Origin of the sequence: Paenibacillus sp. sptzw28 (genome assembly GCF_019550795.1) — a bacterium.
Lineage (GTDB): Bacteria > Bacillota > Bacilli > Paenibacillales > Paenibacillaceae > Paenibacillus_Z.
In genome coordinates, this window is the sequence record NZ_CP080545.1 from 233,502 (window position 1) to 260,000 (window position 26,499).

Below are 26,499 nucleotides of genomic sequence, written 5' to 3' on the forward strand. Positions count from 1 at the left end.
GGGAAATTTATTATTCTGATATTTCAAGAAGAACCTCTCGCGCCGTGTGGCGGCTGCGATATAAGTTTCTTCCCTCAAATATACCAGAACAGGGATCAGCGGATTCCTTACGATCTGATAATTTCAAGAAAAGGGCACGGTGGAAAAGGAGCGGCGGGTTTCCGTCACAAAAGGAGCCTCAGCCGTGCGCCAAGGCTCACTTGTCGATATCCGGGACCCTTCCCTTATTGCAAAGGACTGCTCACAAGTGATAGTTCCGGATTCGTTTCAATCGCCTCTCGGCAATAGTCGCAAATGACTTTAACCGTCACGTCTCCGTTTGGATTATACGCTATTATATCGCTGCGCTCCTCAGGGGTCAAGAAATGGAACCCGAGTTGAAATTCCGAAACCGTAGTACTGTCAATGGAACCGATAGCCGACTTGCAATGCCGGCAAATATAATTTACAGCCATATTATGCCTCCTGAAGGTTCGTTATACCCTCAGTATGCCCGGCTGCAGCCAACTTTAACGGTTGAATTTGGCCATAGTTTGGTCGAATGGATGCCCGAGCGCGAACTCAATTGCGTCACAAGCCTCTTCCACCATTGAGGCAACCTTGTCCGTATCTCCTTTAGGAAAATTGGACAATACGTAATCGGCGATGTTCATGCCTGGCTGCGGTCTCGAAATTCCCATCCTCACACGGTTGAACACTTGCGTGCCCGTATGCGCGATGATCGACTTGATCCCGTTATGGCCTCCTGCGCTGCCTTGATAGCGGAGCCTGATTTTACCGATTTCGGTATCGAGGTCGTCATATACGATTATGCAGTCTGCCAGGTCCGCTTTAAAATAGTCAATGAAGCCGCGTACCGTTTCCCCGGACAAATTCATGTAGGTCATGGGCTTGATCAGCACGACCTTGGTGCCCGCCGCAATACCTTCCCCCAGCAGCGCCTTACATTTATTTTGCGTTACGCTTATACCCCACCGCTTCGCGAGTGCATCAACGGCCATAAACCCTATATTGTGGCGCGTCCCTTGATAAGCCGTGCCCGGGTTGCCTAATCCGACAATCCATTTCATTTAAATCGTTCAACTCCTAAAAAGGTTTTGCGTGGCTTTGCCCAATAGACCAGCACAGCGACGTCTATCTGAGCAAAAACTCACTTCGAAAGCATATGCTTAGGTTTTGCGTGGCTTGACCCACTCTGCCGCCATATCGTGCGGCTGTCTGAGCAAAAACTTCACTTCGAAAGCATATGCTTAGGTTTTGCGTGGCTTGGCCCACTCTGCCGCCATAGCGTGCGGCTGTCTGAGCAAAAACTCACTTCGAAAGCATATGCTTAGGTTTTGCGTTTGTTGTAATTATTTTGTAATGATGCAACGAATCATTCACGCCAATTGTCATATGTATATAGACGGCAAATTGCCCATGAACTTCGAATACAAAGGAGCGTACTCGATGTATTTAAACGGTCAATTGATTTTTGATGATTTTCATTTCAAGGATCATTGCGAAGCCAATGTTCCGGTCCAAATCTATTGGGGCGCGGAGCATAGCGATATCGGCTTCGTCGAACAATTCTGCCCTGAGTACATCAAGATTAATAATGTTTTCTACAATCGAAGGCAATTTACCTTTGTTTCCCGTCCCGGTTACTGAAAAAAAATAAAAGGGCTGCTCTCGCAGCCCTTTTTTCCCACGTTTTACTCCGTATGAACCTCTTCCATATTAGCTTCCTTCGCACGCTTGTCCGCTTCTTCCGCTTCCACGGATGCATCCTCCGCTTCTTCGGCCGTGATTTCTTTCTGCGGTGCCAGAATAGTGACGACAACCTGATCCGGATCAAGTCTCGTGGTAACGCCTTCCGGCAGCTTCAGGTCGCTGACGAGCAAGTTCTCGCCGACCAGAAGGTTGGTTACATCGAGCTCAAGCGCTTCCGGAATGCTGCCTGGCAAGCACTGTACTTCAATCTCATGAAGCATGGCCTGCAGTACGCCGCCTTCCCTTACCCCTTGCGAATCACCCACTAGGTCGATTCGGACCGGCGTCTTGACGGTTTCATTCATATTTATTTGGTGAAAATCAATATGGAGTACGCTTTGCGAGAGAGCATCGCGCTGGACGTCCGTCAAAATAACAGGCTGCTTGCCGGAGCCAGGCAGCTCTATTTCAAGCAGAGCATGCGGATGAGAGCGCAATAACGCCATCAATTCTTTTTCATCCACTGAGACGGGCAGCGGCGCGTTCAGCTTCTTGCCGTACACGACACCGGGTATGATCCCCGCAAGCCGCAACTTTCTTAATTGTCCCTGCGATCCAACTGTCCGTTCCTGCGCCTTAAAAGGTATGGCCATGATGGGAACCTCCTAAAAAATTGTTTTTGAGAGTCTTCCTCGCATAGCGACCTCGAAAGCTCAAAAATCTCGCTTGAGAAACGGTCACATTACGATCAATCACCATATATTCATACCCACTACGGGCCAGAAATAAACAAAAACCGGGATCGGCATGTTATAGCACCGCTTCTCCCGGTTAAAGAATCTTACGCTTGCACTACTGTTTACCTGCGTTGTCCTTCCTTGCTCTCGCTCTGGCTCGAAGCTTATCGGCATAAGCCGGCTTATTTACTTGGCGCTCGCGCGCGATCGCGAGGTCGCCTGCCGGAACGTCATGCGTTATCGTAGAGCCCGCGACAACGTAAGCTCCGTCCCCGACCTTCACCGGTGCGATCAAATTGACGTTGCTCCCTACAAATGCATTGTCGCCGATTTCCGTGATAGATTTGTTGTAACCGTCATAATTGACGGTTATCGCACCACACCCGATATTGACGTCTTTGCCGACCTTGGCGTCACCCACATAACTTAGATGGGATACTTTGGTATCGTCTCCAAGCTCCGCATTCTTCAATTCGACGAAGTCGCCGATCTTGCAGCGGGCGCCGATCTTGGAGCCTGGGCGCATGTAGGCATAAGGGCCGACGGAGCTTTCATCGCCGATAACCGCCTCCGCCGTCACCGAGTGCTTCACCGTAACGCCGCTGCCGATCGTCGTGTCCGTAATATCAGCCTGAGGTCCGATAACGCAGTCTTCCCCAATGCTGGTACGGCCTCTGAGCATCGTTCCCGGATATATAACGGTGTCCGCACCGATAACTACATCAGCTTCAATATATGTGGCGGCCGGGTCAATCACTGTCACGCCTGCTATTTGATGCTTCCGCACAATCCGCGCCCGCATAAGCTGCTCGGCTTCGGCGAGGCCGACCCGATCATTTACACCGATGCCCTCGGCAAAATCAGACGCCCTGTAAGCTTCAATCGTCTCGCCTGCATTTTTCAAAATTCCCATGACATCCGTGAGGTAGTACTCGCCTTGTGCGTTATCGTTTTTCACTTGTTTGAGGGCATCGAACAGCTTTGCGTTATCAAAGCAGTACATGCCGGTATTGATCTCCGTGATCGCAGTCTGCTCCTCGGAACAATCCTTCTGCTCCACGATTCCCTGTACGAGGCCGGACTCATCCCGAATGATGCGGCCTAGTCCCTGCGGATTCGGGACGACGGCAGTGAGCACGGTCGCTGCCGATTTCTTACGCTCGTGGAGCTCGAGCAGCGCTCTGATCGTCCCCGATGTGACAAGCGGCGTATCGCCGTACAATATCACGGTTGTGCCTTGTTCGCCCCCAAGCAGCGATTCCGCCTGCTGCACCGCATGCCCTGTACCGAGCTGCCTCTCCTGCAGCACAAATTCGGCTTCGTTTCCGACATAAGACTGCACCGCTTCCGCGCCATGGCCTACGACGACAACCGTCCGCTCGCAAGCAGCCTCTTTGACTGTTTCCAGTACATGGCCGACCATCGGCTTCCCGCATACCGGGTGCAGCACTTTATATAATTTCGATTTCATCCGCTTACCTTGTCCGGCAGCGAGTACGATTGCCATTACTTTCAAAATAGTCCCTCCTGGCGTAGACAGGCGTTGAGTGAGTCCTGGAACACCTTTCGTATGAGATACTGATGCACCTCGCCGGGCGGCCGGAACAAACTCCTGCCTCATAAATTCTCTACTGAATATAGCGTATTCCGCACAAAAAGAAAAGAGAGCCCGTAAAGGCTCCCTCTCTCCAAGAATGCTGGAAGGCAAATGATCTCGCTTCGCTCTTGACCAGTTCCTGCAATGCCCCAATTTCCTAATTACGCTCCTTCTTCAATCACTTCTTCCTCCGTGGCGGCGCGCTCGTACTCAGCGAGAACGGCTGCCTGAATCTTCTCACGGGTCGTGGAAGAGATTGGATGCGCGATGTCGCGGAACTCTCCATCTGGAGTCCGCTTGCTCGGCATGGCCACAAACATTCCATTGTTGCCGTCGATGACACGAATATCGTGAACGACAAATTCATTGTCAATGGTAATGGAAGCGATCGCCTTCATGCGCCCTTCGGAATTCACACGGCGGAGTCTGACATCAGTAATTTGCACTTGTGTTCACCACCTTTGCCTCTCAAAGACTTGGTGTATAATTCCACATTCTGATGCAAAATCCTTTATATTTTTGGAAAATTCTGCTCCAAAATAAAATATTTTTTTATTACAAAAATCATTCGATTTTATTCGACTTCTATTCGACTTTTATTGATACAATCAGTTCAATTTCGACAAGGACGTCTCGCGGAAGCCTTGCCACTTCTACGGTTGAGCGTGCCGGCTTATGGTCGCCGAAGTATGTAGCGTAAATCGAATTTAGCGCTGCGAATTGATTCATGTCTTTGATAAATACCGTCGCTTTAGCCACATCCGAGAACGTTGCTCCTGCTTCCGCCAGAACCGCTTCCAGGTTGCGGAACACCTGGTGAGTTTGTTCCTCGATGCCGCCTTCGACCAACTGACCTTCCGCGTTCAGCGGTATTTGCCCGGATGTGAACAACAGATTGCCGAGCTTTATGGCTTGCGAATAGGGGCCGATTGCGGCCGGTGCTTTTTCCGTCGAGACGATTTGCGGTACATGCTTCATAATTGGTAATTTCCTCCATTTATTAAAATTTATTTATTGTCAAAATAATTCCCGGGAACAACGGTCGTGTGCTTCAGCTTGAGATCAACCGCCGTCAGCTTCGCGAGCGACACATAATCCTCCAGCAGCCGCTCCTCCGTCCCTACCTCGCCGGATTCAACAAACACGCCGACTCCGGCTACCATCGCGTTAAACTCATACAACAAATCCATCATTCCCTGCACGGTGCCCCCGGCTTTCATAAAGTCGTCGATAATGAGCACCCGAGATTGCTCTTTAACCGCCCGGCGGGCGAGCGACATCGTCTGAATCCGCTTGTTCGAGCCCGACACGTAATTGATACTTACAGCGGAGCCCTCCGTTACCTTGTTGTCCCGCCGTACGATAACGACCGGGAGGTTCATATAGGATGCCGTCGCGTAGGCAAGCGGTATACCCTTGGTTTCTACCGTCATGATCAAATCGATATCCGATGACGCGAAGGCGGTTGCAAACATTCTGCCCACATCGGCCAGAAGGCCCGGCATCCCAAGCATGTCGGTCATATACAAATAGCCGCCCGGAAGCACTCTTTCGGGCTGTTCCAGCTGGCGGCAAATGTTGTTGATTATTGAAAGCGCATGGCTCTTGCCCATCATCGGAGTAAATTTGACGCCGCCTGCCGCGCCGGCGTGCGTATGCAGCTCGCCAAGCCCTTCTTCCTCGAACACCTCTTTAATGATAGCCAGGTCTTCACTAATGGAGGATTTGGCAGATTGATAGCGGTCAGCGAATGCTGTAAGAGAAATTAACGTATGGGGGCGGTTAAGAAGGTACTGCGTCATTTCTACTAACCTGGCACTTCGTTTTAATTTCTTCACAGGTACTCCCCCCGGCTAAATCCGAATATTATAATGATAATATAGCATTTTTATACGGATTTAATCAAGAAGAACGTCTTCTCATGTCAGCATTCTTACCACATACACTTCTTTGCAGAAACCCCGAAGTCCGTTATAGATCCGTGATACCTTCGCTTCCTTGTTTACCAGCCCGAAAACCGTCGGTCCGCTGCCCGACATCAGTACCCCGTCGGCGCCTAGACGATGCATGATCTCCTTCAGCTGCATAACCTCCGGATACAGCTGGAGCGTCACATTCTCGAGGACATTGCCGAGATGCTCGCAAATCCCGGCAAATGACCCTTCCGCGATCGCACGAAGCATTCCTGCTGTTGAAGGATGGTTCTTCAGTTCCGATGCCCGCAGCTTACCGTACACGTCAGCCGTCGAAACGTTAATCGGCGGCTTGGCAAGCACAACCCAGCACTGGGGCGGGTTATCGATGCGCTCAAGCTTCTCGCCCCGCCCGCGCGCAATTGCAGTACCGCCAGTCACGCAGAACGGCACATCCGAACCGAGCTCGGCCCCGAGCGTGCATAGCTCGCTCTCCGGGATACTGAGCCCCCACAGCCGGTTTAGGCCCCGAAGCGTGGCGGCCGCATCGCTGCTTCCGCCTGCCAAGCCCGCAGCGACGGGGATTTTTTTGTCCAAATGGATATAAACGCCTCTTCGGACGTCGTAACGGTCTTTGATAAGTTTAGCCGCTTGAAACGCTAGATTCTTCTCATCCAACGGAATGTAACCGGCCTGACTAGATATAATAATCGTATCCCGCGGGAGCTCTTCCATCTCCAAGCGGTCGGCCAAATCAACCATCGTCATAATCATTTCCACTTCATGAAAACCATCTTCGCGTTTACGCAGCACGTCGAGCAGTAAATTGATCTTTGCCGGAGCTTTTTCATACACTTTCATTTCTTTTTTCACCCGTTCGTTATGTATGGAGGATCAGTACACTTCCTTGTATTTTAACAAAAGGCTATAAGAAAAGCTAAGACGTCCTTCAAGCCCCTTCGGGGGGCTTGGTCATCTTAGCTCTCGGTAATGCTCATATCCGGCTTAAGGCAGTGTTATTGCCGGTATTGAGGTGGCTGCTGCGTCTGAGGCGATTGCTGCATGTAAGACGGGATGTTCGGCGTCCGCGCCCCCTGCGTCTGCTGGATGTAGGGAGAACGCTGGGCAGGCTGTGCATATCCGGTTTGCCGGGCGGGCTGCGCATATTGCGTTTGCTGCGTAGGCCGCGTTGTTTGCTGAGCAGGGCGCGCATATTCGGTTTGTTGAGCGGCCTGCTGCGTTTGTTTCGCTGCGGCCTGCTCTGCCAACTGAATCGCCCGTTTCACCATATTGCCGGCGTCCTTGGCCTTTATTCCACCCCAACCCTCATTCTGTACGGTCTCATAAAAGCCTAAATCCTTAGCCAGTTCATTCTTCAACTGGTCGCTCATCACGCTACGCCGTTTACGACTCATGGTGCATCCTCCTTCATCTTGTGTGTTAGCGTTAGTATGTGTGAATTAACGGTTCTCATGCGCACCGGGATTTGCACTGATCGCCGCTGAACGAAGAAAAAAAGAGCGCCGACTTTGCGTCAGCGCCCGGATTATTTAAACTGGATCATTTACGCTTTAATGATACGTTATGCGAACTTGGCCGTCATCGCTATCGACAGTGACTTCAACCGACTCGGTCAAGATATCCGCATAGCTGTAGGATACACGCTTAAAAGCATGCTGCTCCTCGTCCAGTTTGACAATGAATACAGAAGGGTAGATTTCTTCCAACACGCCGGTTCTTTCAATGGTCTTGCGGCGACCACCGTTTGCTCGAAGACGTATTTTGGAGCCGACATGGATTTCCAGACTGCGTTTGATCTCCATCAGTGCATTTTTTGCCATTGTCCACTACCACCTCTTTCCTCGTCCATTATAACTAAAAAGAGGTGATTTGTCAAAAAGTTATAATTATAACAGTGGAGTAAACGAATTGTCAACATCGAAAAGCCCATTTTTTTCATCATAACGTATAATATGTCCGAAATGAGGAATATTAAATGGTTGGCTTCACGCCGGTTAGCGCTTTCGGCTTCGGTAATCCGACTCGGTATTTACCCAGTGTTTCAATCCCGCCGACACCGTCGATGCCACTAATGGTGCCGTGAATGACATCCGCAAGATTGATCGTCTCGCGGATTGACGTATAGCTCGCTTTAATAGCAACATAAACCGGGTCCAGGGCATGGATCAACACTCGACCGGGTGAACTGGCGAAATTCGCCCCGGACTGCAGCAGCGCCTCATAGTGCGACTGGCAGGCCCCGGCAATAATGATCAGGCCGTCACGGCTTTTCTCATACTCGCGCGCAATTCTGACAGAGTTAACGAAGTTTAATGAATTCTTATAACTCGATAAGCTTTTTAAATCATTGGACTCTCTGATTTTAAGCACGCCGTCGTGACCGGTTATGACGATAATGTCTGGCTTTACCTGCGGCAGAAGCCGATGGACCATATCCGGCATTTGTGACTCATGTACATGAATTCCGTGCGCCGGGACACGCATCTGCGTATAGAGCTGCATGCTTTTCTTCAAATAGTTGACATCCCCGTCCAAGTGAAGCACTTTTCCGGGCACTTCGAAATACGGCTGGCTCTGGCTCAGCACCATACGAATTTCGTTCTCGTTCTGCATTACCTGCTTATCACGCTGCTCCTGCATACGGCGCATCGATTCGCTGACTTTGATTCGAACCTGTCTGGCCGCTCCAGTAAACTCCGGATCCCGGACGACCGTCAAGTCGGGAATCGGCGCATCCGCAAGCAGCCGGTAGTCCGTACCTTTTAGTATGGCTGTTTCTCGATCAAGGATTGCAACGCGAAAAAGGACGTCCCCGCCATACGATTTGCGGACGACCAGGTCCCCTTGCTTCATGGGCAAATCACCTCTTCGTCTATCCTATGGGCGGACAGGGCCGTTGGTGCGCTTTCACAGTTGATTTATTCCGGGTTTGAAAATATCGCCCATTCCATGCTGTGACGTGCCACAGCCCGAATGGGCGACTGGTTTAATTCTGCCTTTGTTAGCTGAAGAACGCTTTCCGGCTTATTGTTTTACAGCCCCGCCTCGTGATCAGGCAATCCAGCATCCAGCAGCGCACGGCTAAGTGCCGCGAATTCGGCCAGCGAGAGCGTCTCGCCCCGACGGGATGGATCAATCCCGCAGCTCTGCAGCAGCGGTCCCAGCAGCTCTCGGTGGGCTTTACCGACGAAAGCCGTCAGGTTGTTGGCAATCGTTTTTCTCCGCTGTGCAAAACAAGCCTGAACCGTCCGGAAATAGTGCGCCTCGTCGGCTACTTCAACCGGCGGCTTTTGCCTAACCGTAAGCTTAATAACGGCGGAATCGACATTCGGCTGAGGGATAAATACGGTGTGCGGGACAATACATACAAGCTCAGGCTCACAATAATACTGCACTGCAACGCTAAGGCTGCCGTAATCCTTCCCTCCCGGCTTCGCAGCCATCCTCTGAGCCACTTCCTTCTGAATCATGACAACGATATGCTCAAGCGCGAGCTTCTCCTCGAGAAGCTTCATCAGAATAGGGGTGGTCACATAATACGGCAGGTTCGCCACCACGCTGACTCCGCTGAGACCGGCGAATTGTCGTTCGATCAATTGATTTAAGTTAAGCTTCAGCACGTCCCCATGCTCGATGTGAACATTAGGCCTATCCGCCAGTACATCGCGTAAAATCGGAATAAGCCGATCATCAATCTCAACGGCCGTTACGCGTCCCGCCGCTTGTGCAAGCTGCTGTGTAAGCGCGCCTATGCCTGGTCCGATCTCAAGGGCGCCCTTCGATTCATCCAATTCTGCGGCGGAAACGATTTTGCGCAATATATTTTGATCGATCAGAAAGTTCTGACCGAGACTTTTTTTGAATGAAAAACCGTATTTGGCAATTATGTCGCGCGTACGCTTCGGGGTTGCCACATCCGTGTACACGTTCGGTCCGCTCATGCTTGTCTTCCTCCTTCGAGTTCCCGCTCCATCCGCTCAAGCGCGTCATCAAATTCTTTCCGTGTAATACGAAACATAGAGCATCGCTTGAAAAACTGTTTACCGTTGGCATATCCGATACCGAGTACATTTCCCATTCGAAGACGCCGATCCGAAGCCTGCGGGTGCGCCAGCAGCCCGGCCCTCATAAGGTCGTCCCACGTTATCTCCGGCAGACTTGTCCCACTGCCGCTGTCCCCATCGATTGATTCCGTTCGCACATTGGCCAACGCACGCTTGATCGCCTCCGGCGATGCGTTCTCCACACCGATATCGCCCTTATAGAGGGCGTCCTCCTGCGGCAGAAAAGCATGCTTGCAGCCGGGTACCCGCTGCGCCACGATTTTGCGGATCCTCTCCCCAGCATGGTCAGGATCGGTAAAAATAATGACCCCGCGCCGCTGCTGAGCAAGCTCCACCCGTCTAAGAACATCCTCGCCGACCGCCGAGCCGCCAGTCTCTATAGTCTCGGCATCGACCGCCCGCTTGATTGCCACCGTATCGTCCTTGCCCTCAACAACGATAATTTCATTGATCATACCGATCGATCCATTCCCTTCAGACAAACATACAAAAAGAAGAGGCAGCGCCTCTTCTTATCATGGCATATTTACGTTTAAAATACGATATGAATGAGTTAAAACCTTTATAGAAGCTTCTTTAGGTCAGACCGATTCCGGCTTCTTCGGCCCAAGCACGTAAACGGTGTAGCCCCGCTTCCGTCCGAACTTCTCGGCATACGATTCACTTTCGAAATAAACGTCAATCTTATTTCCTTGAATTGCACTGCCCGTGTCTTCAGCACGGCGGAAGCCGATGCCTTCTATATATACCCACCATCCGATCGGAATCACATCCGGATCCACGGCGATCGTCCGACCTTCCTTGACGTAAGCACCGGAGGCGGTAATTCCATATTGAGGATGCGATTTGCTTTTCCCGGTCGAAGCTACACCGGCTGTATATGCGGTCAATGTAACGTTCTTCAGCGTTTTCTTAGTTTTTAACGTAATGCCGCGCTTTGTAAGGGTTGAGATACTTGGCGTCTTTGCCGTGAGCGTTGTCACCTTTGGCTCAGGCTTCTTCGTTCCGACTGCAACGACTTGATCGACGGATGAAGCTTGTGTGAGTTTGGTAACCATCGACTGCGATACAAGCACGCCATCGGCAAAAACATTCTCAAACCGTTTGACCACGGTTCCTTCTTTGCCGGTCTGGACCACCTTTTGTTTGCCTTGGGCTAGCTTAGGGTCTTCCTTCTTCACAATGGAGAAAGGAACTTTATACGAACTTTCCGAGTATTTCTTGTCGATCCGGGTAACCGTAACAGTCATATTCGGCTCGACAGCCGCATCCGGGGAAGGCTGTACTTTATCTTGACCGCGTATCGATATATCAGCCCCGTCGATCGCCGCCTTAACGGTTCTTTCAGTCGTGTACAACGTTCTTACCTTGCCGTCAGCCTTCACGTGGAGCGGTACCGCTTTACTGATGACGATTCGGTCGCCATCCTTAATTGCCGAATTAAGCGGTAATGACACTTTGTCATATTGTCCTATCGTGATGGCTTGTTCATCCAGTAGGCGTTGAAGGACCCATTGTTTCGTAGAGACAATGGTTTCTCGTCCGTTCACTACTACGGAGACGTGCTTGTCAGCCGTTCCGTACAACAACACCAGAAACATGAAAGTCATAGCGATTGAGATCAGAGCGCTTAGTACAATTAAACGCACGTTCTCATGCTTCCATCGCAATGGGATAGACATGCTGGATGATCGTTTACCATGGGTGTCCTTAAGCTGGAGTGCGCCCACTTCTTCGGTCCTCCTTCATAGCCCCGTCGCCCTTGTTTAAGCATGATTACATTTGACGGTACTATTCGTTTAGTTGACGTGCACGCACGCCACTCCTTTTCCTCCTTATGCTCACCTCCATGATAAACCCTATGTCGTCAGTTTACGCAATATTCAAAAATAAAAGGAAGCCGACGACAGAGGATCTGTTTCGTGGCTTCCCGAGATGACAATGGGACATGGATTAGATGCACGAGGTTGATCTCTCTTATTACGCTTACGAGGTTAGCTGTCGGATTCGGGCGAGAGAGTCGCCCTATTTGCTTTCGGCAATTTTCAGCCTCCGCAAAATTCACCCCTAGAGAAGTCAACGTCCAAACCGTTCGATGATACGAACTGTTTCAACATTTGGTTCCCCCGCTCTCCGATTTCGGAGATTAAGCGTTATTTTAGAAAAAGGAATATAAATTTTTAAGCTCTGAGATGAATGATACCGTCTTTTGCGCCAAATTGTAAAGAAGTGATTAAGAGCGATTTTAACGAATTTTAAGGAAAATCAAGTGAAAATCAAGCATTTACTCCAATCAAAATTAGTTTTTTCACCGTATATGTCTCAAATACTTGATTTCTAAGCATGTTTCACTCAATACTAAAACATTTTAAAGCATTTTCGGTCGTAATTCTAGTAATTTCTTCCAATGTTTTTCCTGTTATTTCCGCTGCAGTTTCTGCTACAAGACGGACGAAAGCTGATTCGTTCCTCTTTCCACGGTGCGGGTGAGGAGCCAAATACGGAGCATCGGTCTCAATGAGCAGCCTGTCAAGCGGCACCCGCGACAGCACCTCTTTAGGAATACGCGCGTTTTTGAATGTCACCGGTCCACCGAACGAAATGTAGAAGTTCATATCCAGGCACTGCTTGGCCGTTTCCCAGCTTCCCGAGAAACAGTGCATAACTCCCCCAACATCTTTCGCGTTTTCTTCCCTTAAGATTCTGACGATATCCTCATGGGCGTCGCGGTTATGAATGACGATAGGCTTACGTTTCTGCTGAGCAAGCTGTATCTGCTGGCGGAAGACACGCTGCTGAACATCCTTTGGCGAGGTGTCCCAATGATAATCCAGTCCGATCTCGCCAATTCCAACGACTTTATTATGCGCGCAAAGCGACCCTATCCACTCGAGATCCTCGGGGAGCATAACAATACTGTCCACGGGATGCCAGCCTACTACGGCATATATGAAATCATACTGCTCAGCGAGGGCCATCGTAGTCTGAATCGTCTCCCGGTTAAAACCGATATTTATGAGTTTATAAACACCTGCCGCCCGCGCCCTCTCAATAACCTCTACGCGGTCTGAGTCGAATTTATGCGAATCCAAATGCGTATGCGTGTCGATTAACATGCTTTTCCAACTGTCTCCCTTCTATAGTAAACCAAAATATTCAAGTATCCGCGGCTGCAATTTACCGGCTGATTCAAGCAGTCGTTCCTCAGGGTAATACAGGTGGTATTTCCCTTGGTGTAGGCCGGTTATTGATCTTATTATGTCCGATCGTTCGGAAATTTCGGACAACCGTTCATCTTGGCCTAGAAGAAGGATTGGCGGTTTCTCTTCTTTATCGTTCGATGATAGGCCCGGTCGATATACATCATAAGGCATATCATAAGGAAAATCGATTTCAAAGTGGTAGTCCGGGTTTAACCCGATAGCAGCAAATTGCCCGCGAATATTCTGCCAGAGCTCTTCATCCGGTTTGTCCACCGCAGCATATTTATATAACTTTCTGTTCAGAAAGCGGGAACACAAATCCGATAACAGCGGATCGCCCTCTTTCGTCCACTGCATGAAGGTGGTTTGTGCAAGAGCTTCGTCAAGTGAAAGGTAATTTTCGACATCCAGTGTGTCGTCCAACAAACGCCTTAGCGGTTCAATCATCCATGCAAAGGCGTACCCACCCCCATAAAGCTCACGTGCTCTGCGAAATATTTGTCGGAGTATAATTTCAGAGCTCCTGGTTACAGGGTGAAAATAAACCTGCCAGTACATCTGGTAACGAGACATCAAGTAATCTTCGACGGCATGCATTCCGCTTTCCTTGACGACGATTTGCCCTTGATGCGGCCGAAGCACCCGAAGAATACGTTCCAGATCGAAGGTGCCGTAATTGACACCGGTGTAATAGGCATCGCGCAGGAGGTAATCCATCCTGTCCGCATCCATTTGACTCGATACGAGACTGATCACGATCGGCTGGTTATAGGTTTTTCGAATAACGGCCGCTACTCGCTCAGGTAATGATGAATCGAATTCATAAAGCACGCGATTCACCTCGGTATCTTCCAGAAGAATACGGCATGTCCAATCTTCGTGATTGGTATCAAATACCTGTTCGAGAGAGTGTGAGAAGGGCCCATGGCCAACATCGTGGAGCAGCGCCGCGCACAGCGTCACGAGTTTTTCCTCCCTCGGCCAATCGGGATATCCTCCGCGCTCGAACTGAGAAATTATTTTCCGGGTGATTTCATAAACACCCAGTGAATGCGAGAATCGGCTGTGCTCTGCTCCATGAAAGGTCAAATAGGAGGTACCAAGCTGCCTGATTCGCCGAAGCCGTTGAAACTCTTTTGTATTGATCAAATTCCAGATCGTTTGATCTTGTACATAGATGTATTTATGAACCGGATCCTTGAAAACTTTTTCTTCCGCTAACGAGTGTTGGGCCTGAATCATTACTCATTCCTCCCGTTCATAATTTCGACACGAAATGTCGATAGTTTGTCGAAATATGTCGTTAATTAATTTCCAGAAATAGTCCATTTCTAGCTAGTGTATACCGCTTCGGAAACCGTATCTATAGCTATAGCAGCCAATTACGACAATTTACGCGGTCATTTCATGGTTGACTATTATGGGAAACGTTGGTACTATAGATACAGGAAATGATAGAACTTTGTCGAATGATGACGAAATAAGTATTTTGAGAGGGGATTTGGATAAACTATGATGAAATCTACTGGCATTGTACGGAAAGTAGACGAACTTGGACGTGTTGTTATTCCAATCGAATTGCGTCGGACGCTTGGAATCGGCGAGAAGGATGCGCTTGAAATTTATGTCGACGGTGAGCGCATTATGCTGAAGAAATACGAGCCTGCTTGTATTTTCTGCGGCAATGCAGAGAATGTAACTTATTTTAAAGGAAAAATCGTCTGCAACGCCTGTTTAACCGAAATGCCGACTCCTTTAACAAAATAAGAGACAAATTCGCAATTATAGGTTATAATACGATTATTGGACTTGTTAATTCTAACCTTTTTTATACTCCTACTGCCTTCCTGAACGACTAATGTCAGGAAGGCCCTTTTTTTATTCCTCTATTTCTTCATGATCTCGTTATATACTTCCCGCTTTGACAGCCCTCTGTCCACAGCTGCCCGTTTCATTGCATCCTTACGATCCCCAGTCTCAGCCTCATAGTGCCGCACATGCTCTTCAAGGTCAAGCTGCAACCACCAAGGAGGCTCATCCCCCTGCAGGTTCTTCGCATCTGCCGGATCCGCCCCGGCAATAACCAAACAGTATTCGCCGAGCGGAGGATGTTCGGCAAGCCATGCCATGCACTCCGAAACCCTTCCCCTGACTGCTTCCTCATGTCGTTTGGTTAGCTCCCGAACCATAGCTGCCGGCCTGTCGCCCCATTGCTCGAGCATGGCGGCAAGCGTCTTGGCCACCCGGTGCGGCGATTCATAGCAAATGATCGTGCCTTCCTGTCTTCGCATGCGCTCAAGCCAATCACGAAGCGATTTGCGCTCGCGCGGGGGGAAACCCGTGAACAGAAATCTATCGGTTGGCAGTCCCGATATAATTAGCGCGGACAGTGCTGCATTAGCACCGGGGATTGGAACGACGGCAATTTCCCGTTCCACCGCAGCTGCGACCAGGTCGGCGCCCGGGTCTGATATTGCCGGCAGCCCGGCATCGCTCACAAGGGCGATCGAATGACCCTCTTCCAACAAACGAATGAGCTCATTCCCACTGGCTTCCTTGTTATGCTCATGATAGCTGACTAGACGTGTCGATATTTCAAAATGCGTAAGCAGCTTGCGGGTTTGTCGGGTATCCTCGGCAGCAATAAGCCATACTTCCTTTAATGTACGGATAGCCCTGAACGTCATATCCTCCAAATTTCCAATTGGTGTTCCGACTAAAAATAATGTACCCGTTTTCGGGCTTGTCCCGTTATCATTAGATTTGGAAAAACTGCTCTGCACCTTCATGTCGGCGTATCCCTCGTTCCGGAATCCTTGTTCCCGTAATATATCCTTATTATTTCTTCATTATAGTGCTTGTCTTCGTTATAGACGATGAGCGGCGGCAGGAGTTTTATGTCGGGCTTTCCGTCCCTTACCGCTTCAATAAGAACCATATTGGCTTCGGCTTCACGATGGGGATGAACAAATCGGATCCTTTTAGGCTCCAGCTTCCATCTTCTCAGTGTTTCAATAATTTCAATAAACCTTGACGGACGATGAACCATTGAGACTCTCCCGCCCGTCCGCACAAGCTTGGCGCATGCGGCAACGATATCATCCAGCGAACCGTTAAGTTCATGCCTGGCCATAGCGACATATTCATTCTCACTATGGTCTCCTCTGCCTGCCGGCATATACGGAGGATTAACGGTAATTGCATCGTATACTCCGTATCCCGAATGCTCGTAGAAAGTACGAAGATCTCCTTCATGTATAACAATCTGGTCACCCAGTCTATTCCACTCAACACTGCGCCGCGCCATATCGGCAAGCTTCGGCTGAATTTCAACACCGGTAATTGTAGCTTTCGTGCGAGTGGACAGCAGCAGCGGTACTACGCCATTGCCCGTACACAAATCCAATACTTTTCCCCGCGGCGGTATGCCGGCGAATCTTGCCAGTAGGACTGCATCCATCGAGAAGCTGAAAACCTCGCGGCTTTGGATGATGTGCAGTTGATGCGTCAATAGATCATCCAGTCGTTCATTCGGTTCAAGTGCAACATCTTTCGACACGACGCCATAACCCTCGTTTCTTTTCTAATTAAAACCCGGTTTTCCTGGTCCATGCTACTCAGCATAAACGAAAAAGCAGACGCTATTCAAGCATTCATACCTTAAATAGAAGCAAACAAGACCCTTTGTGTAAGGGTCTTGTCCGGTTATTCTTTATTCAGAAATGAAAGGCAGAACAAACAGTCGCCTTCCGTACGCAAGTGTCCATAATATAAATTGCAAATATGGAATCCCTCATGATATAAACGCGCCAAATTATCATATCCTTCGCCCACGGCAGTGGCTTGGTCCACTGGCATTTGCGGCAATTCGGCTGATAAAGAGTTGGTAGAGGATGCGGTTACTACAGCCGGTTCCAGCTGTGAGACGTGGATAGCGGTTTCCCGCTTAAATATTTTGCGCAACTGCTGGTTTTCTATGCTAAGCCTCTTGTTTTCCTCGAGCAGTGCTTTAAGCTGTTGTTTCAGCGCTCCAAGCTCAACGTGCAGGCTTCCCATATTCGATTCCAGCTTGTCCATTTGGCTAAATAGATCCTTCTTATTCAAGTTCCCACCCCAAAGACTGTTCGGCTTCGGACTAAACGGATAGAATTACTTCACTACGACATCGTCCAGAGGCAATTCCTTCGGCTTTCCGCCTTCAAACAACTGGACGAACACGGATTTAGTACCGGCATTAATTCCCGTTACTTTGCCTTCACCTAATGAGGTGACGACAATTTTACCGACAGCCGGGAGCTCTTCCCTAACACTCTCGTAGTTATCGTGCTCGTACTTCAAGCAGCACATTAATCTTCCGCATAACCCGGATATTTTTGTCGGATTCAGTGATAAATTCTGGTCTTTTGCCATCTTTATTGATACCGGTTCGAAATCGCCGAGCCAAGACGAGCAGCATAGTACTCGGCCGCAAGGGCCAATACCCCCCAGCATCTTCGCTTCATCACGAACTCCAATTTGTCTAAGCTCGATCCGTGTACGGAAAATGCTTGCCAAATCCTTTACCAGCTCTCGAAAGTCGACTCTGCCTTCTGCCGTGAAATAAAAAATGATTTTATTGCGGTCAAAGGTAAACTCAACGTCTACAAGCTTCATCTTTAGCTGATGATCTTTTATTTTATCGAGACAGGTCGCAAACGCATTACGGGCTGCGGCCTTATTCTCGTCAACAATTTTGGCGTCGTTGTCAACGGCTATTCTTATGACTTTCTTTAGTGGAAGGACGACATCAGATTCACCGACTTGCTTCTGTCCTACCACAACTTTACCGTATTCGATTCCCCTTGCAGTCTCTACAATCACATGTTGGTCTTTGTCGACAGGGAACTCAACCGGATCAAAGTAATAGATTTTGCCCGCTTTCTTGAAGCGGACGCCAATGACGTTATACAATCACTCACCCCTCCTGTATGCGGATTAGCATTTGCTCAAACGCCAGCTGCGGCGGTACATGTGAGCGCATTCGTTTACCTGCTTCGAGCGTATGCTCGATACATTGGACCCATTCGTTAGCCGTGCGTCCGTATGCATGTTTGCCAATCCAATCCACTTGATCTATGAAAACAATCGCTTCTTGTCTTCCTGCTTGAAAATGAATCATATCTTTATACCATAATACAAGCATCGACAGCAGCAGCTGCGGCTGCTCGCCAAGCTCCGTTTTAAATATTTGCTGCTGGGCGGATATCATTGCCGCGGTGAATCGGCTCAGACTGTCCTTTCCTAATTGTATCACTACGTTTCTCATTTCTGCAAATCCATTCTGCTGGATGATTGCCCTGCAGCTATCCAATCCGGATGACAGGTGAACGGCAGCCCGCGCCAATAGCTGCGGTACGCCTTCGGAAACCAGCCTCTGGAGCATATCGTGCGGCGCAAGAGGCAGGAAAGGGACCCACTGCGTGCGGGAACGGATCGTCGGAAGGACTGCTTGTCGATTCTCTGTAAGTAAAATAGCTACGACCGGGCTCTGCGGTTCTTCCAAAAACTTCAGCAAACTGTTTGCGGCCTGCTGCGTCATTGTCTCTGCCCGCTGCATAATATACACTTTGCGCTGAGCGCCAGTATTACGGTAAGCCAGCTCACGCTGGAGCTCGCGAATTTGGTCGATTTTGATCGAGCTGCCATCCGGCTCAATGAGATGGAGGTCCGGTTGATTACCGTGCTCGAATTTCCGGCATGAGAGACATTCTCCGCAAGCATCGTCACTGCAGCTTGTGCAGAATAATGCTTTGGCAAATGCCATTGCCATTGCTGTTCTGCCGCTTCCCGGAGGGCCGGTGAACAAATAGGCATGTGAGACCTTGCCGCTTGTAAGTGCATGCTGCAAAATCCGTTTCGCTTTAGGTTGTCCGGCAAGTTGTCCGATATTCATGACAGTCTTTTCCTTTCCCTTTCCTATCCAATGGGAGGGATTAAAAAAACAAATTGATTAGCATGCCGCGGATATCCCCGATCTTCTGCAGCAGCTCAAGTCGTCCTTCTTCGCTTTCAAGGAGCTCTTCACCTATCATTATTAAGGCAGAATCGACTTCATCAAGAAGCTTATATCGCTTCGTCCGACCGCGACGGTCAAACCCGCGAGTTTCCTTCATTCCAACGCCGCGCCCGACAGTATCCTCCAGAAACTGCTTTACCATTTTCCTATAAAGCTGCAGCTCACGTACAGTCATTGACCTCGCAAGCCGTTCACCTTGATTATGAATATCCTGCAGCTGCCGCTGCAGCTGTTCCATCGTTCTCTGCTCGTCCTGATGCTGCATGATATCGGTAAAGTTTTTCGGCTGTATCGGCCTTGAACCTAAATCAGACCGAGTGCGGTCTTGACCGATAGGGCGCCATCCGGGATTAATTTTCATCGCTAATCACGCCCAGTCAGAAATGTTCGAATCGTTCTACCGGTACGACGAATACTGCGGCTCCACCTACCTGTACTTCCACTGGAAACGGAATATAAGCATCCGTCGTACTGCCCATTGGTGATACCGGTGAAACAAGCTGGTCGCGCACCTTGCAATTAGATCGAATGACCTGCAGCACTTCATGCACCCGCTCGTCTTCGATTCCGATCATGAATGTCGTATTTCCCGCCCTTAAAAATCCACCCGTGCTTGCGAGCTTTGTCGCTCTGAAGCCCTCGCGGACAAGCGCATTCGACAAACGGTTGCTGTCTTTATCCTGTACGATCGAAATCACCAGTTTCATCGATATCCCTCCCGATAATTAACCTTAATCCTTATATCTTTGATCTGCTTATGAATATTTATCTATATGATTTAGACATTGCTCTCATATAATCCTTTAAATCGTTGGTTTATGATTTCAATTGCGTTATTAAAAACCTCTTGAGCGGTCTTTTCGGCATCAAGTCTGATAATTCGGTTTGGTTCGCTCTCCATCAGCTGCATATAGCCTTCCCTCACCAGCCGGTGAAAATCAAGTCCTTCGAGATCAAGGCGATTGATTTCTCTATTATCTGCTTGATGAATGCGCGCAAGTCCGGCTTCCGGGGAAATATCCATCCATAGGGTCAGCTGAGGCATCAAGCCTTCAATGGCAAAACGGTTAATCGACCATATTTCATCGATCCCGAGCCCTCTAGCGTAGCCCTGATAAGCAAGACTGCTGTCGACAAACCGATCACATATGACGAATATACCCTCGGCAAGCGCTGGTTTTACCTTTTCTACCAAATGCTGTCTTCTCGCCGCGGCGTAAAGAAGCGCTTCGGTTCTTGCTTCCATAGAAGTATTCGCCTTATCAAGAATAACTCCGCGAATTTGCTCCGCGATCAGGATCCCTCCCGGCTCACGCGTTGTCATAACGCGGAGGTTTCTTGCTCTCAGTGTACGCGCGAGTCCTTCTATAAGTGTCGTTTTACCGGCACCCTCTCCGCCCTCTATCGTCAAAAACCATCCTTTTTTCACACAAGAACTCCTCTATCCTCTTAATACCCTTATCATAACAAAGCCAATCCCATGCGTAAACGGTTAGCTCTCTCGAAGAACAGCTATAGTCTTAAGCGATGGATCGGTCACTCCTTGACATTTTGCGCCATATTCAGCTAATTGCTCGATATATGAGACAGTATCCGGCATAACGGTCTCACCTGGGTACAATATCGGAATACCAGGCGGGTAAGGAATTACCGCCTCTGCCGACTTCCTTCCGGCTGCGTTACAAGGGCGAACCATCTCGGAAGCCGACTTTTGTATATTACGCCTCGGTAATTGGACGGGCTTTGAGATACGTTGGTACTTGTGTCCAATCGATAAATTTTGACTATTTAGGGCTAGCGGGTTTGTCAGATGCTCTTTCGAAATCGCCGTTAACGCTAATTTCAATTTCTCGATGTCTTCATCGGTCGGTGCCAAACCGATTAATATTACGACATGAAGCGGATCAGCCATCTCGGTCCAACAGCCGTATTGCTCCAGCCTACGCTGCAATTCAAAACCTGATAATATGCCTTTGCGGTGCTTTATGACGAGTCGGAGCGGATCTGTTACTCCATTAATATGTGTATTTTTTAGTCCGCCAGAAATCTCCAAGAACGTTGCCGACTCCATAATCCATTTTTTTAAATGCTCCGCCGCCGTTAACCCTTTTTCAAATAAACTGTATCCGAATTTATCAATCATTGCCCGGGCAATATCCAATGAAGCCATTATCGGATATGACGGACTTGAGCTTTGTACTATCGCAAGGGAATGCCGCAGTGCATCGCGATCAATTCTTGCCCCCTGAGTATGCAGCATAGCGCCCAGCGTAAGCGCAGGCAGAGTCTTGTGTGTTGATTGAACCACAACATCTGCACCTGCTTGCAGCGCAGAGCGCGGAAGCTCCGGATGAAGCCCGTAATGCGCCCCATGAGCTTCGTCGACCAGCAGAGGTATACCATGTTTATGAACAAGCTCCGCGTAAGGTCTCAGATCGATGCTAACTCCGTAGTAGCTAGGATTACTGATGAGGACCGCACGTGCCTCCGGATACATGCCCAAAGCTTCTTCAATATCGGGTAATGAAGGGATACCATTCATTCCGATTTCCGAACTTCGTTGGGATGCCACAAAAACTGCCCTGGCACCTGAAAGCGATAACCCATTTAGAATCGATTTATGCACGTTTCGTTGTACGATGATGATATCTTCAGGATTGCAGGTGGCCAGCAGCATCGCGATATTCCCGGCGGTACTCCCTCCTACAAGAAAGTAGGTTTTCTCAGCACCGAACGTTTGTGCTGCGAGCTCCTCAGCCTCCGCAATTACACCGGTAGGCATGTGTAGATCATCCGTTACCGATAGCTCCGTGACATCAATCGACATAATCGATTGAAAAATCTCCACGGCATGTGGATCAACCGTTTTCAATTTTTCCACCGATTGGCCATATTTATGACCAGGCACATGATAACTCACTGGGCGGCTATTCGCCAACACGGTTAATGCCTCATATAGCGGTGCATTCCATTTCTCATTGACGCTGGTCATACCTGCTGTATCTCCCTTTCCCATAAACTAACGCGATTACTTTCATCATACTTGAAATTCGCGTTTACATAAACATTCACAGAGTGACGCACGATGATGAGGGTAAAAAAATATAATCCCTGACCTTCCCGAGATTATCAAACTCGAGATGCCAAGGATTATATTTGATGTGTCTCCCGTATTTATACTCACGCATTCTTCTGAACCCAAATCCTTTTAAGCTGATGAATAAAGAAAGGATACTTCTCGTCCTGGACTTCCGTTCTGACCATCTCCACTTCGCATGATTCACAAATAAATTCATCAATAATTCGCAAGCCTTCCAATTTTTCCTGACCACAGATTATGCAGTAATTCCCGAGTCTTTCTTCCATCATCTTCACCGCCTCATCTAAACAAATTAAGTCATTGCTTCTATTATGCCACATAGTCTAGCAATTTATACTTGTTTCATAGCCCATTTCAAATAGTTCTGCTACATATTATGTTGATTGGGCAGTAATGGTGAATGATTTATCTGCCTTTTTCAGGAAAGACGGTCTTCATAATTACGCTGCAATTTCCGATACATTGTCGTAGTAGACGAAAGGATGTTGACATTATGAGAGGTAGCCTTGCCGAACAAAAAAAAGCGACCATATATCAGTACCAGCTCGTCCGTAAAATCCCGGTCCGTAAAGAACTCCTATGGAGCCATTATGTAATCGCATTCATACTTATCGTATTCCAGATAGCCATGTATCAATTTGACGGCTTCATCGCAATAGTACTCGGTATTTCTTGCACACAGTTGGTCCATTTTATCATTATTCGTCTCACGCTGCTTCGTGTAGATATACCGGACAGCCGACGCTGGGGGTGGAGGTTAACGCCTCCTTGGGTTGGATATATTCCAATTGCGCATATTGAACTTTCGGTGTATCGCCGATTACATCGTCATCTGCTGTGGCTTGGCTTGGCCACGGTCTGCATCGTATATCCATGGGCGAATGAAGCGCAAATGATCAGTTTGATCAGCTGGCATCTATGGTTTCTCATACCGCGAATCGTCATTCTTCGCCGGTTGCGCAAATTCAGTCGAGACGGCATTCTTAAGATTCAATCAAAGGAGATTAACTGCTACCATCGTTAAAGTATTGAAGAAGTCTTATGGACTTCCTTTTTTGTTTTTAACCGTCTATGTAATGATCCAAACAATGGTAACACAACAAAAACAACAAAAAACCGACTGCAAAATGCAGTCGGTTTCTCGTGCTTGGCAGCGTCCTACTCTCCCAGGACCCTGCGGTCCAAGTACCATCGGCGCTGGAGGGCTTAACGGTCGTGTTCGGGATGGGAACGCGTGGTTCCCCTCCGCCATCGCCACCAAACAGGATTTTTGGTTGCCCCAAAAATCAGTTCAAAGCGGTTGCGCCTTGAAAACTGGATACAAACGGTTGTGAAACCCCTTTAGTCTTACGTTAACCTAAGAGCAGCGTGCGAAGTGAACGTTCAGGTGAACGTTCGTAGGATAAGCCCTCGACCGATTAGTATTCGTCAGCTGCACGCATTGCTGCGCTTCCACCTCGAACCTATCAACCTGGTCGTCTACCAGGGGTCTTACGAATTGGGAAATCTCATCTTGAGGGGGGCTTCACGCTTAGATGCTTTCAGCGCTTATCCCGTCCGTACTTGGCTACCCAGCGGTGCTCCTGGCGGAACAACTGGTACACCAGCGGTACGTCCATCCCGGTCCTCTCGTACTAAGGACAGCTCCTCTCAAATTTCCTACGCCCGCGACAGATAGGGACCGAACTGTCTCACGACGTTCTGAACCCAGCTCGCGTACCGCTTTAATGGGCGAACAGCCCAACCCTTGGGACCTACTTCAGCCCCAGGATGCGATGAGCCGACATCGAGGTGCCAAACCTCCCCGTCGATGTGGACTCTTGGGGGAGATAAGCCTGTTATCCCCAGGGTAGCTTTTATCCGTTGAGCGATGGCCCTTCCATGCGGTACCACCGGATCACTAAGCCCGACTTTCGTCCCTGCTCGACTTGTAGGTCTCGCAGTCAAGCTCCCTTATGCCTTTGCACGCTACGAATGATTTCCAACCATTCTGAGGGAACCTTTGGGCGCCTCCGTTACATTTTAGGAGGCGACCGCCCCAGTCAAACTGCCCACCTGACACGGTCCCTGTACCGGATGACGGTACCAGGTTAGAACTCCGATACGATCAGGTGGTATCCCAACGATGCCTCCACCGAAGCTGGCGCTCCGGCTTCCAAGGCTCCCACCTATCCTGTACAGATCGTACCAAAGTCCAATATCGAGCTGCAGTAAAGCTCCATGGGGTCTTTCCGTCTTGTCGCGGGTAACCTGCATCTTCACAGGTATTAAAATTTCACCGGATCTCTCGTTGAGACAGCGCCCAAGTCGTTACGCCATTCGTGCGGGTCAGAATTTACCTGACAAGGAATTTCGCTACCTTAGGACCGTTATAGTTACGGCCGCCGTTTACTGGGGCTTCGGTTCATAGCTTCGGGTTGCCTTACCACTCCCTTAACCTTCCAGCACCGGGCAGGCGTCAGCCCGTATACTTCGCCTTACGGCTTCGCACAGACCTGTGTTTTTGCTAAACAGTCGCTTGGGCCTTTTCACTGCGGCCCCCTCGGGCTATTCACCCTACCGAGGCACCCCTTCTCCCGAAGTTACGGGGTCATTTTGCCGAGTTCCTTAACGAGAGTTCTTCCGCGCGCCTTAGCATGCTCTGCTCGCCTACCTGTGTCGGTTTGCGGTACGGGCACCATCACCTGGCTAGAGGCTTTTCTCGGCAGCGGGAGCACATGACCTTCGGTACTGTAATTTTCCCTCCCCATCACAGCCCAGCTTTATCGGTTAACGGATTTACCTATCAACCAGCCTCACTGCTTGGACGGCCTATTCCATCAGGCCGCGTCACTACCCTTCTGCGTCACCCCATTGCTCATAACGGCTTACGGTGGTACAGGAATATCAACCTGTTGTCCTTCGACTACGCCTTTCGGCCTCGCCTTAGGTCCCGACTTACCCTGAGCGGACGAGCCTTCCTCAGGAACCCTTAGGCTTTCGGCGGACAAGATTCTCACTTGTCTTTTCGTTACTCATACCGGCATTCTCACTTGTATGTCGTCCACCAGTCCTTACGGTCTGACTTCAACCTGCATACAACGCTCCCCTACCCCAAGACACTTTCGTATCTAGCCATAGCTTCGGTGGCGTGTTTAGCCCCGTTACATTTTCGGCGCAGAGTCACTCGACCAGTGAGCTATTACGCACTCTTTAAATGGTGGCTGCTTCTAAGCCAACATCCTGGTTGTCTGGGCAACTCCACATCCTTTCCCACTTAACACACACTTGGGGACCTTAGCTGATGGTCTGGGCTGTTTCCCTCTTGACGATGGATCTTAGCACTCACCGTCTGACTCCCGGATATAAGTACATGGCATTCGGAGTTTGACTGGACTTGGTAACCCTTGGCGGGCCCCGCACCCAATCAGTGCTCTACCTCCATGACTCTTTACTCCGAGGCTAGCCCTAAAGCTATTTCGGGAGAACCAGCTATCTCCGAGTTCGATTGGAATTTCTCCGCTACCCCACCTCATCCCCGAATTTTTCAACATTAGTCGGTTCGGTCCTCCAGTTAGTGTTACCCAACCTTCAACCTGCCCATGGCTAGATCACCGGGTTTCGGGTCTACGTCCACGTACTCATGCGCCCTATTCAGACTCGCTTTCGCTGCGGCTCCGGCTTCTCACCTTAACCTTGCACGGGAACGTAACTCGCCGGTTCATTCTACAAAAGGCACGCCATCACCCCTATAACGGGCTCTGACTTTTTGTAAGCGCACGGTTTCAGGTTCTATTTCACTCCCCTCGCCGGGGTTCTTTTCGCCTTTCCCTCACGGTACTGGTTCACTATCGGTCAGTCAGGAGTATTTAGCCTTGGCAGATGGTCCTGCCGGATTCCCACGAGGTTTCACGTGTCTCGCGGTACTCGGGATCCGTCTCGGAGGGTGCTGACTTTCGGCTACAGGGCTTTTACCTTCTATGGCGGGCCTTTCCAGACCTCTTCGTCTACCCAACACCTTTGTAACTCCATGTGAGACGTCCCACAACCCCAGGAAGCAAGCTCCCTGGTTTGGGCTAATCCGCGTTCGCTCGCCGCTACTGACGGAATCACTATTGTTTTCTCTTCCTCAGGGTAC

At 49.5% G+C, this 26,499-nt stretch carries 28 protein-coding genes, 2 rRNA genes, 1 pseudogene and 1 riboswitch (1 of these 32 cut by a window edge); of the genes and pseudogenes, 3 read left to right on the top strand and 28 right to left on the bottom strand.

The genetic code is table 11. The features are described from left to right. Positions 1-224: 224 nt before the first annotated feature. Together KZ483_RS01050 and pth are read right to left on the bottom strand one after the other, a co-directional pair. Positions 225-455, bottom strand: coding sequence for an anti-sigma-F factor Fin (locus KZ483_RS01050; protein WP_220350962.1), 231 nt, complete (start codon positions 453-455; stop codon positions 225-227). A 54-nt stretch (positions 456-509) separates the two neighbouring features. Continuing rightward, the gene (pth, locus tag KZ483_RS01055; protein WP_220350963.1) at positions 510-1,070 is read right to left on the bottom strand and encodes an aminoacyl-tRNA hydrolase; all 561 of its coding nucleotides are present in this window, start codon (positions 1,068-1,070) and stop codon (positions 510-512) included. Between the two features lie 379 nt (positions 1,071-1,449). On the opposite strand from pth, the gene KZ483_RS01060 reads away from it, so the two are divergent. Next, complete coding sequence (locus tag KZ483_RS01060; RefSeq protein WP_220350964.1) at positions 1,450-1,650, top strand: hypothetical protein; 201 nt, start codon at positions 1,450-1,452, stop codon at positions 1,648-1,650. A gap of 44 nt (positions 1,651-1,694) precedes the next feature. Here KZ483_RS01060 and KZ483_RS01065 read toward each other — a convergent pair whose 3' ends face one another. The 14 genes and pseudogenes from KZ483_RS01065 to KZ483_RS01130 form a co-directional block, all read right to left on the bottom strand. Beyond that, positions 1,695-2,345, bottom strand: coding sequence for a 50S ribosomal protein L25 (locus KZ483_RS01065; protein ID WP_220350965.1), 651 nt, complete (start codon positions 2,343-2,345; stop codon positions 1,695-1,697). 199 nt (positions 2,346-2,544) lie between these two features. Further along, entirely contained in the window at positions 2,545-3,945 is a 1,401-nt protein-coding gene (glmU, locus tag KZ483_RS01070; RefSeq protein WP_309568623.1) for a bifunctional UDP-N-acetylglucosamine diphosphorylase/glucosamine-1-phosphate N-acetyltransferase GlmU, read from the bottom strand. A gap of 242 nt (positions 3,946-4,187) precedes the next feature. Next, entirely contained in the window at positions 4,188-4,472 is a 285-nt protein-coding gene (gene spoVG / locus KZ483_RS01075) for a septation regulator SpoVG (RefSeq protein WP_018759486.1), read from the bottom strand. 139 nt (positions 4,473-4,611) lie between these two features. Next, positions 4,612-5,004 (bottom strand): RidA family protein, encoded by a 393-nt coding sequence (locus KZ483_RS01080; protein ID WP_220350966.1) that lies wholly within the window; start codon positions 5,002-5,004, stop codon positions 4,612-4,614. Positions 5,005-5,033: 29 nt separating this feature from the next. After that, entirely contained in the window at positions 5,034-5,864 is an 831-nt protein-coding gene (gene purR, locus KZ483_RS01085; RefSeq protein WP_220350967.1) for a pur operon repressor, read from the bottom strand. Between the two features lie 81 nt (positions 5,865-5,945). Further along, positions 5,946-6,800, bottom strand: a complete 855-nt coding sequence (gene ispE / locus KZ483_RS01090) for a 4-(cytidine 5'-diphospho)-2-C-methyl-D-erythritol kinase (RefSeq protein WP_220350968.1) — start codon at positions 6,798-6,800, stop codon at positions 5,946-5,948. Between the two features lie 377 nt (positions 6,801-7,177). Next, a pseudogene (locus KZ483_RS01095) lies at positions 7,178-7,354 on the bottom strand (small, acid-soluble spore protein, alpha/beta type); the annotation flags it as partial. Positions 7,355-7,510: 156 nt separating this feature from the next. Then, a complete protein-coding gene (gene veg, locus KZ483_RS01100; protein ID WP_220350969.1) occupies positions 7,511-7,780 on the bottom strand; it encodes a biofilm formation stimulator Veg in 270 nt (89 codons plus the stop codon). Between the two features lie 151 nt (positions 7,781-7,931). Continuing rightward, complete coding sequence (gene yabG / locus KZ483_RS01105) at positions 7,932-8,813, bottom strand: sporulation peptidase YabG (RefSeq protein WP_220350970.1); 882 nt, start codon at positions 8,811-8,813, stop codon at positions 7,932-7,934. Between the two features lie 179 nt (positions 8,814-8,992). Further along, positions 8,993-9,901, bottom strand: coding sequence for a 16S rRNA (adenine(1518)-N(6)/adenine(1519)-N(6))-dimethyltransferase RsmA (gene rsmA / locus KZ483_RS01110; protein ID WP_220350971.1), 909 nt, complete (start codon positions 9,899-9,901; stop codon positions 8,993-8,995). Then, on the bottom strand, positions 9,898-10,479 hold the full coding sequence (gene rnmV / locus KZ483_RS01115; RefSeq protein WP_220353190.1) for a ribonuclease M5: 582 nt from the start codon (positions 10,477-10,479) through the stop codon (positions 9,898-9,900). Before rnmV ends, rsmA begins: the two co-directional genes overlap by 4 nt. A 126-nt stretch (positions 10,480-10,605) precedes the next feature. After that, positions 10,606-11,754, bottom strand: coding sequence for a resuscitation-promoting factor (locus KZ483_RS01120; RefSeq protein WP_258881492.1), 1,149 nt, complete (start codon positions 11,752-11,754; stop codon positions 10,606-10,608). Between the two features lie 237 nt (positions 11,755-11,991). Further along, positions 11,992-12,187, bottom strand: a riboswitch (cyclic di-AMP (ydaO/yuaA leader). A gap of 185 nt (positions 12,188-12,372) precedes the next feature. Continuing rightward, the gene (locus tag KZ483_RS01125; RefSeq protein WP_220350972.1) at positions 12,373-13,140 is read right to left on the bottom strand and encodes a TatD family hydrolase; all 768 of its coding nucleotides are present in this window, start codon (positions 13,138-13,140) and stop codon (positions 12,373-12,375) included. A gap of 21 nt (positions 13,141-13,161) precedes the next feature. Next, complete coding sequence (locus KZ483_RS01130) at positions 13,162-14,469, bottom strand: HD domain-containing protein (protein ID WP_220350973.1); 1,308 nt, start codon at positions 14,467-14,469, stop codon at positions 13,162-13,164. Between the two features lie 270 nt (positions 14,470-14,739). Between KZ483_RS01130 and KZ483_RS01135 the strand changes: the two genes are divergently transcribed. Further along, positions 14,740-14,994, top strand: a complete 255-nt coding sequence (locus KZ483_RS01135) for an AbrB/MazE/SpoVT family DNA-binding domain-containing protein (RefSeq protein ID WP_220350974.1) — start codon at positions 14,740-14,742, stop codon at positions 14,992-14,994. A 119-nt stretch (positions 14,995-15,113) separates the two neighbouring features. On the opposite strand, the gene rsmI is transcribed toward KZ483_RS01135, so the two are convergent. The 10 genes from rsmI to KZ483_RS01185 all read right to left on the bottom strand — a co-directional run bounded on the left by rsmI (position 15,114) and on the right by KZ483_RS01185 (position 22,648). Next, positions 15,114-16,016: a 16S rRNA (cytidine(1402)-2'-O)-methyltransferase gene (rsmI, locus tag KZ483_RS01140; protein WP_220350975.1), complete on the bottom strand. Its 903-nt coding sequence runs from the start codon at positions 16,014-16,016 to the stop codon at positions 15,114-15,116. Next, complete coding sequence (locus KZ483_RS01145; protein WP_220350976.1) at positions 16,013-16,786, bottom strand: tRNA1(Val) (adenine(37)-N6)-methyltransferase; 774 nt, start codon at positions 16,784-16,786, stop codon at positions 16,013-16,015. The genes rsmI and KZ483_RS01145 overlap by 4 nt, the downstream gene beginning before the upstream one ends. Positions 16,787-16,932: 146 nt before the next feature. Next, entirely contained in the window at positions 16,933-17,331 is a 399-nt protein-coding gene (locus KZ483_RS01150; protein ID WP_220350977.1) for an initiation-control protein YabA, read from the bottom strand. A gap of 45 nt (positions 17,332-17,376) precedes the next feature. Next, positions 17,377-18,177, bottom strand: a complete 801-nt coding sequence (locus KZ483_RS01155) for a PSP1 domain-containing protein (RefSeq protein ID WP_220350978.1) — start codon at positions 18,175-18,177, stop codon at positions 17,377-17,379. Between the two features lie 4 nt (positions 18,178-18,181). Continuing rightward, the gene (gene holB, locus KZ483_RS01160) at positions 18,182-19,159 is read right to left on the bottom strand and encodes a DNA polymerase III subunit delta' (protein WP_220350979.1); all 978 of its coding nucleotides are present in this window, start codon (positions 19,157-19,159) and stop codon (positions 18,182-18,184) included. A 40-nt stretch (positions 19,160-19,199) separates the two neighbouring features. Further along, on the bottom strand, positions 19,200-19,643 hold the full coding sequence (locus KZ483_RS01165; protein ID WP_220350980.1) for a YaaR family protein: 444 nt from the start codon (positions 19,641-19,643) through the stop codon (positions 19,200-19,202). A gap of 16 nt (positions 19,644-19,659) precedes the next feature. Further along, positions 19,660-19,989 (bottom strand): cyclic-di-AMP receptor, encoded by a 330-nt coding sequence (locus KZ483_RS01170; protein WP_220350981.1) that lies wholly within the window; start codon positions 19,987-19,989, stop codon positions 19,660-19,662. A 71-nt stretch (positions 19,990-20,060) separates the two neighbouring features. Continuing rightward, a complete protein-coding gene (gene tmk, locus KZ483_RS01175) occupies positions 20,061-20,711 on the bottom strand; it encodes a dTMP kinase (RefSeq protein ID WP_220350982.1) in 651 nt (216 codons plus the stop codon). A gap of 63 nt (positions 20,712-20,774) precedes the next feature. After that, a complete protein-coding gene (locus KZ483_RS01180) occupies positions 20,775-22,274 on the bottom strand; it encodes an aminotransferase class I/II-fold pyridoxal phosphate-dependent enzyme (RefSeq protein WP_220350983.1) in 1,500 nt (499 codons plus the stop codon). Between the two features lie 188 nt (positions 22,275-22,462). Beyond that, entirely contained in the window at positions 22,463-22,648 is a 186-nt protein-coding gene (locus KZ483_RS01185) for a sigma factor G inhibitor Gin (RefSeq protein WP_220353192.1), read from the bottom strand. A gap of 227 nt (positions 22,649-22,875) precedes the next feature. Between KZ483_RS01185 and KZ483_RS01190 the strand changes: the two genes are divergently transcribed. Then, on the top strand, positions 22,876-23,406 hold the full coding sequence (locus KZ483_RS01190) for a transposase (RefSeq protein ID WP_220350984.1): 531 nt from the start codon (positions 22,876-22,878) through the stop codon (positions 23,404-23,406). A 121-nt stretch (positions 23,407-23,527) separates the two neighbouring features. On the opposite strand, the gene rrf is transcribed toward KZ483_RS01190, so the two are convergent. Continuing rightward, a 5S ribosomal RNA gene (gene rrf, locus KZ483_RS01195) occupies positions 23,528-23,644 on the bottom strand. Positions 23,645-23,780: 136 nt separating this feature from the next. Continuing rightward, a 23S ribosomal RNA gene (locus KZ483_RS01200) occupies positions 23,781-26,499 on the bottom strand (it continues 207 nt past the right edge of the window).

What these genes read in the sequence shown, in the direction of transcription:
- KZ483_RS01060 (WP_220350964.1), top strand. Translation starts at nt 1,450, where the DNA reads ATGTATTTAAACGGTCAATTGATTTTTGATGATTTTCATTTCAAGGAT.
- KZ483_RS01125 (WP_220350972.1), bottom strand. Translation starts at nt 13,140, where the DNA reads ATGTTAATCGACACGCATACGCATTTGGATTCGCATAAATTCGACTCA.
- rsmI (WP_220350975.1), bottom strand. Translation starts at nt 16,016, where the DNA reads ATGAAGGTGCAGAGCAGTTTTTCCAAATCTAATGATAACGGGACAAGC.
- KZ483_RS01135 (WP_220350974.1), top strand. Translation starts at nt 14,740, where the DNA reads ATGATGAAATCTACTGGCATTGTACGGAAAGTAGACGAACTTGGACGT.
- KZ483_RS01065 (WP_220350965.1), bottom strand. Translation starts at nt 2,345, where the DNA reads ATGGCCATACCTTTTAAGGCGCAGGAACGGACAGTTGGATCGCAGGGA.
- KZ483_RS01185 (WP_220353192.1), bottom strand. Translation starts at nt 22,648, where the DNA reads ATGGAAGAAAGACTCGGGAATTACTGCATAATCTGTGGTCAGGAAAAA.
- rnmV (WP_220353190.1), bottom strand. Translation starts at nt 10,479, where the DNA reads ATGATCAATGAAATTATCGTTGTTGAGGGCAAGGACGATACGGTGGCA.
- KZ483_RS01170 (WP_220350981.1), bottom strand. Translation starts at nt 19,989, where the DNA reads ATGAAACTGGTGATTTCGATCGTACAGGATAAAGACAGCAACCGTTTG.
- ispE (WP_220350968.1), bottom strand. Translation starts at nt 6,800, where the DNA reads ATGAAAGTGTATGAAAAAGCTCCGGCAAAGATCAATTTACTGCTCGAC.
- pth (WP_220350963.1), bottom strand. Translation starts at nt 1,070, where the DNA reads ATGAAATGGATTGTCGGATTAGGCAACCCGGGCACGGCTTATCAAGGG.
- holB (WP_220350979.1), bottom strand. Translation starts at nt 19,159, where the DNA reads ATGAATATCGGACAACTTGCCGGACAACCTAAAGCGAAACGGATTTTG.
- KZ483_RS01050 (WP_220350962.1), bottom strand. Translation starts at nt 455, where the DNA reads ATGGCTGTAAATTATATTTGCCGGCATTGCAAGTCGGCTATCGGTTCC.
- veg (WP_220350969.1), bottom strand. Translation starts at nt 7,780, where the DNA reads ATGGCAAAAAATGCACTGATGGAGATCAAACGCAGTCTGGAAATCCAT.
- yabG (WP_220350970.1), bottom strand. Translation starts at nt 8,813, where the DNA reads ATGAAGCAAGGGGACCTGGTCGTCCGCAAATCGTATGGCGGGGACGTC.
- KZ483_RS01165 (WP_220350980.1), bottom strand. Translation starts at nt 19,643, where the DNA reads ATGAAAATTAATCCCGGATGGCGCCCTATCGGTCAAGACCGCACTCGG.
- rsmA (WP_220350971.1), bottom strand. Translation starts at nt 9,901, where the DNA reads ATGAGCGGACCGAACGTGTACACGGATGTGGCAACCCCGAAGCGTACG.
- KZ483_RS01130 (WP_220350973.1), bottom strand. Translation starts at nt 14,469, where the DNA reads ATGATTCAGGCCCAACACTCGTTAGCGGAAGAAAAAGTTTTCAAGGAT.
- KZ483_RS01180 (WP_220350983.1), bottom strand. Translation starts at nt 22,274, where the DNA reads ATGACCAGCGTCAATGAGAAATGGAATGCACCGCTATATGAGGCATTA.
- KZ483_RS01080 (WP_220350966.1), bottom strand. Translation starts at nt 5,004, where the DNA reads ATGAAGCATGTACCGCAAATCGTCTCGACGGAAAAAGCACCGGCCGCA.
- KZ483_RS01190 (WP_220350984.1), top strand. Translation starts at nt 22,876, where the DNA reads ATGAGAGGTAGCCTTGCCGAACAAAAAAAAGCGACCATATATCAGTAC.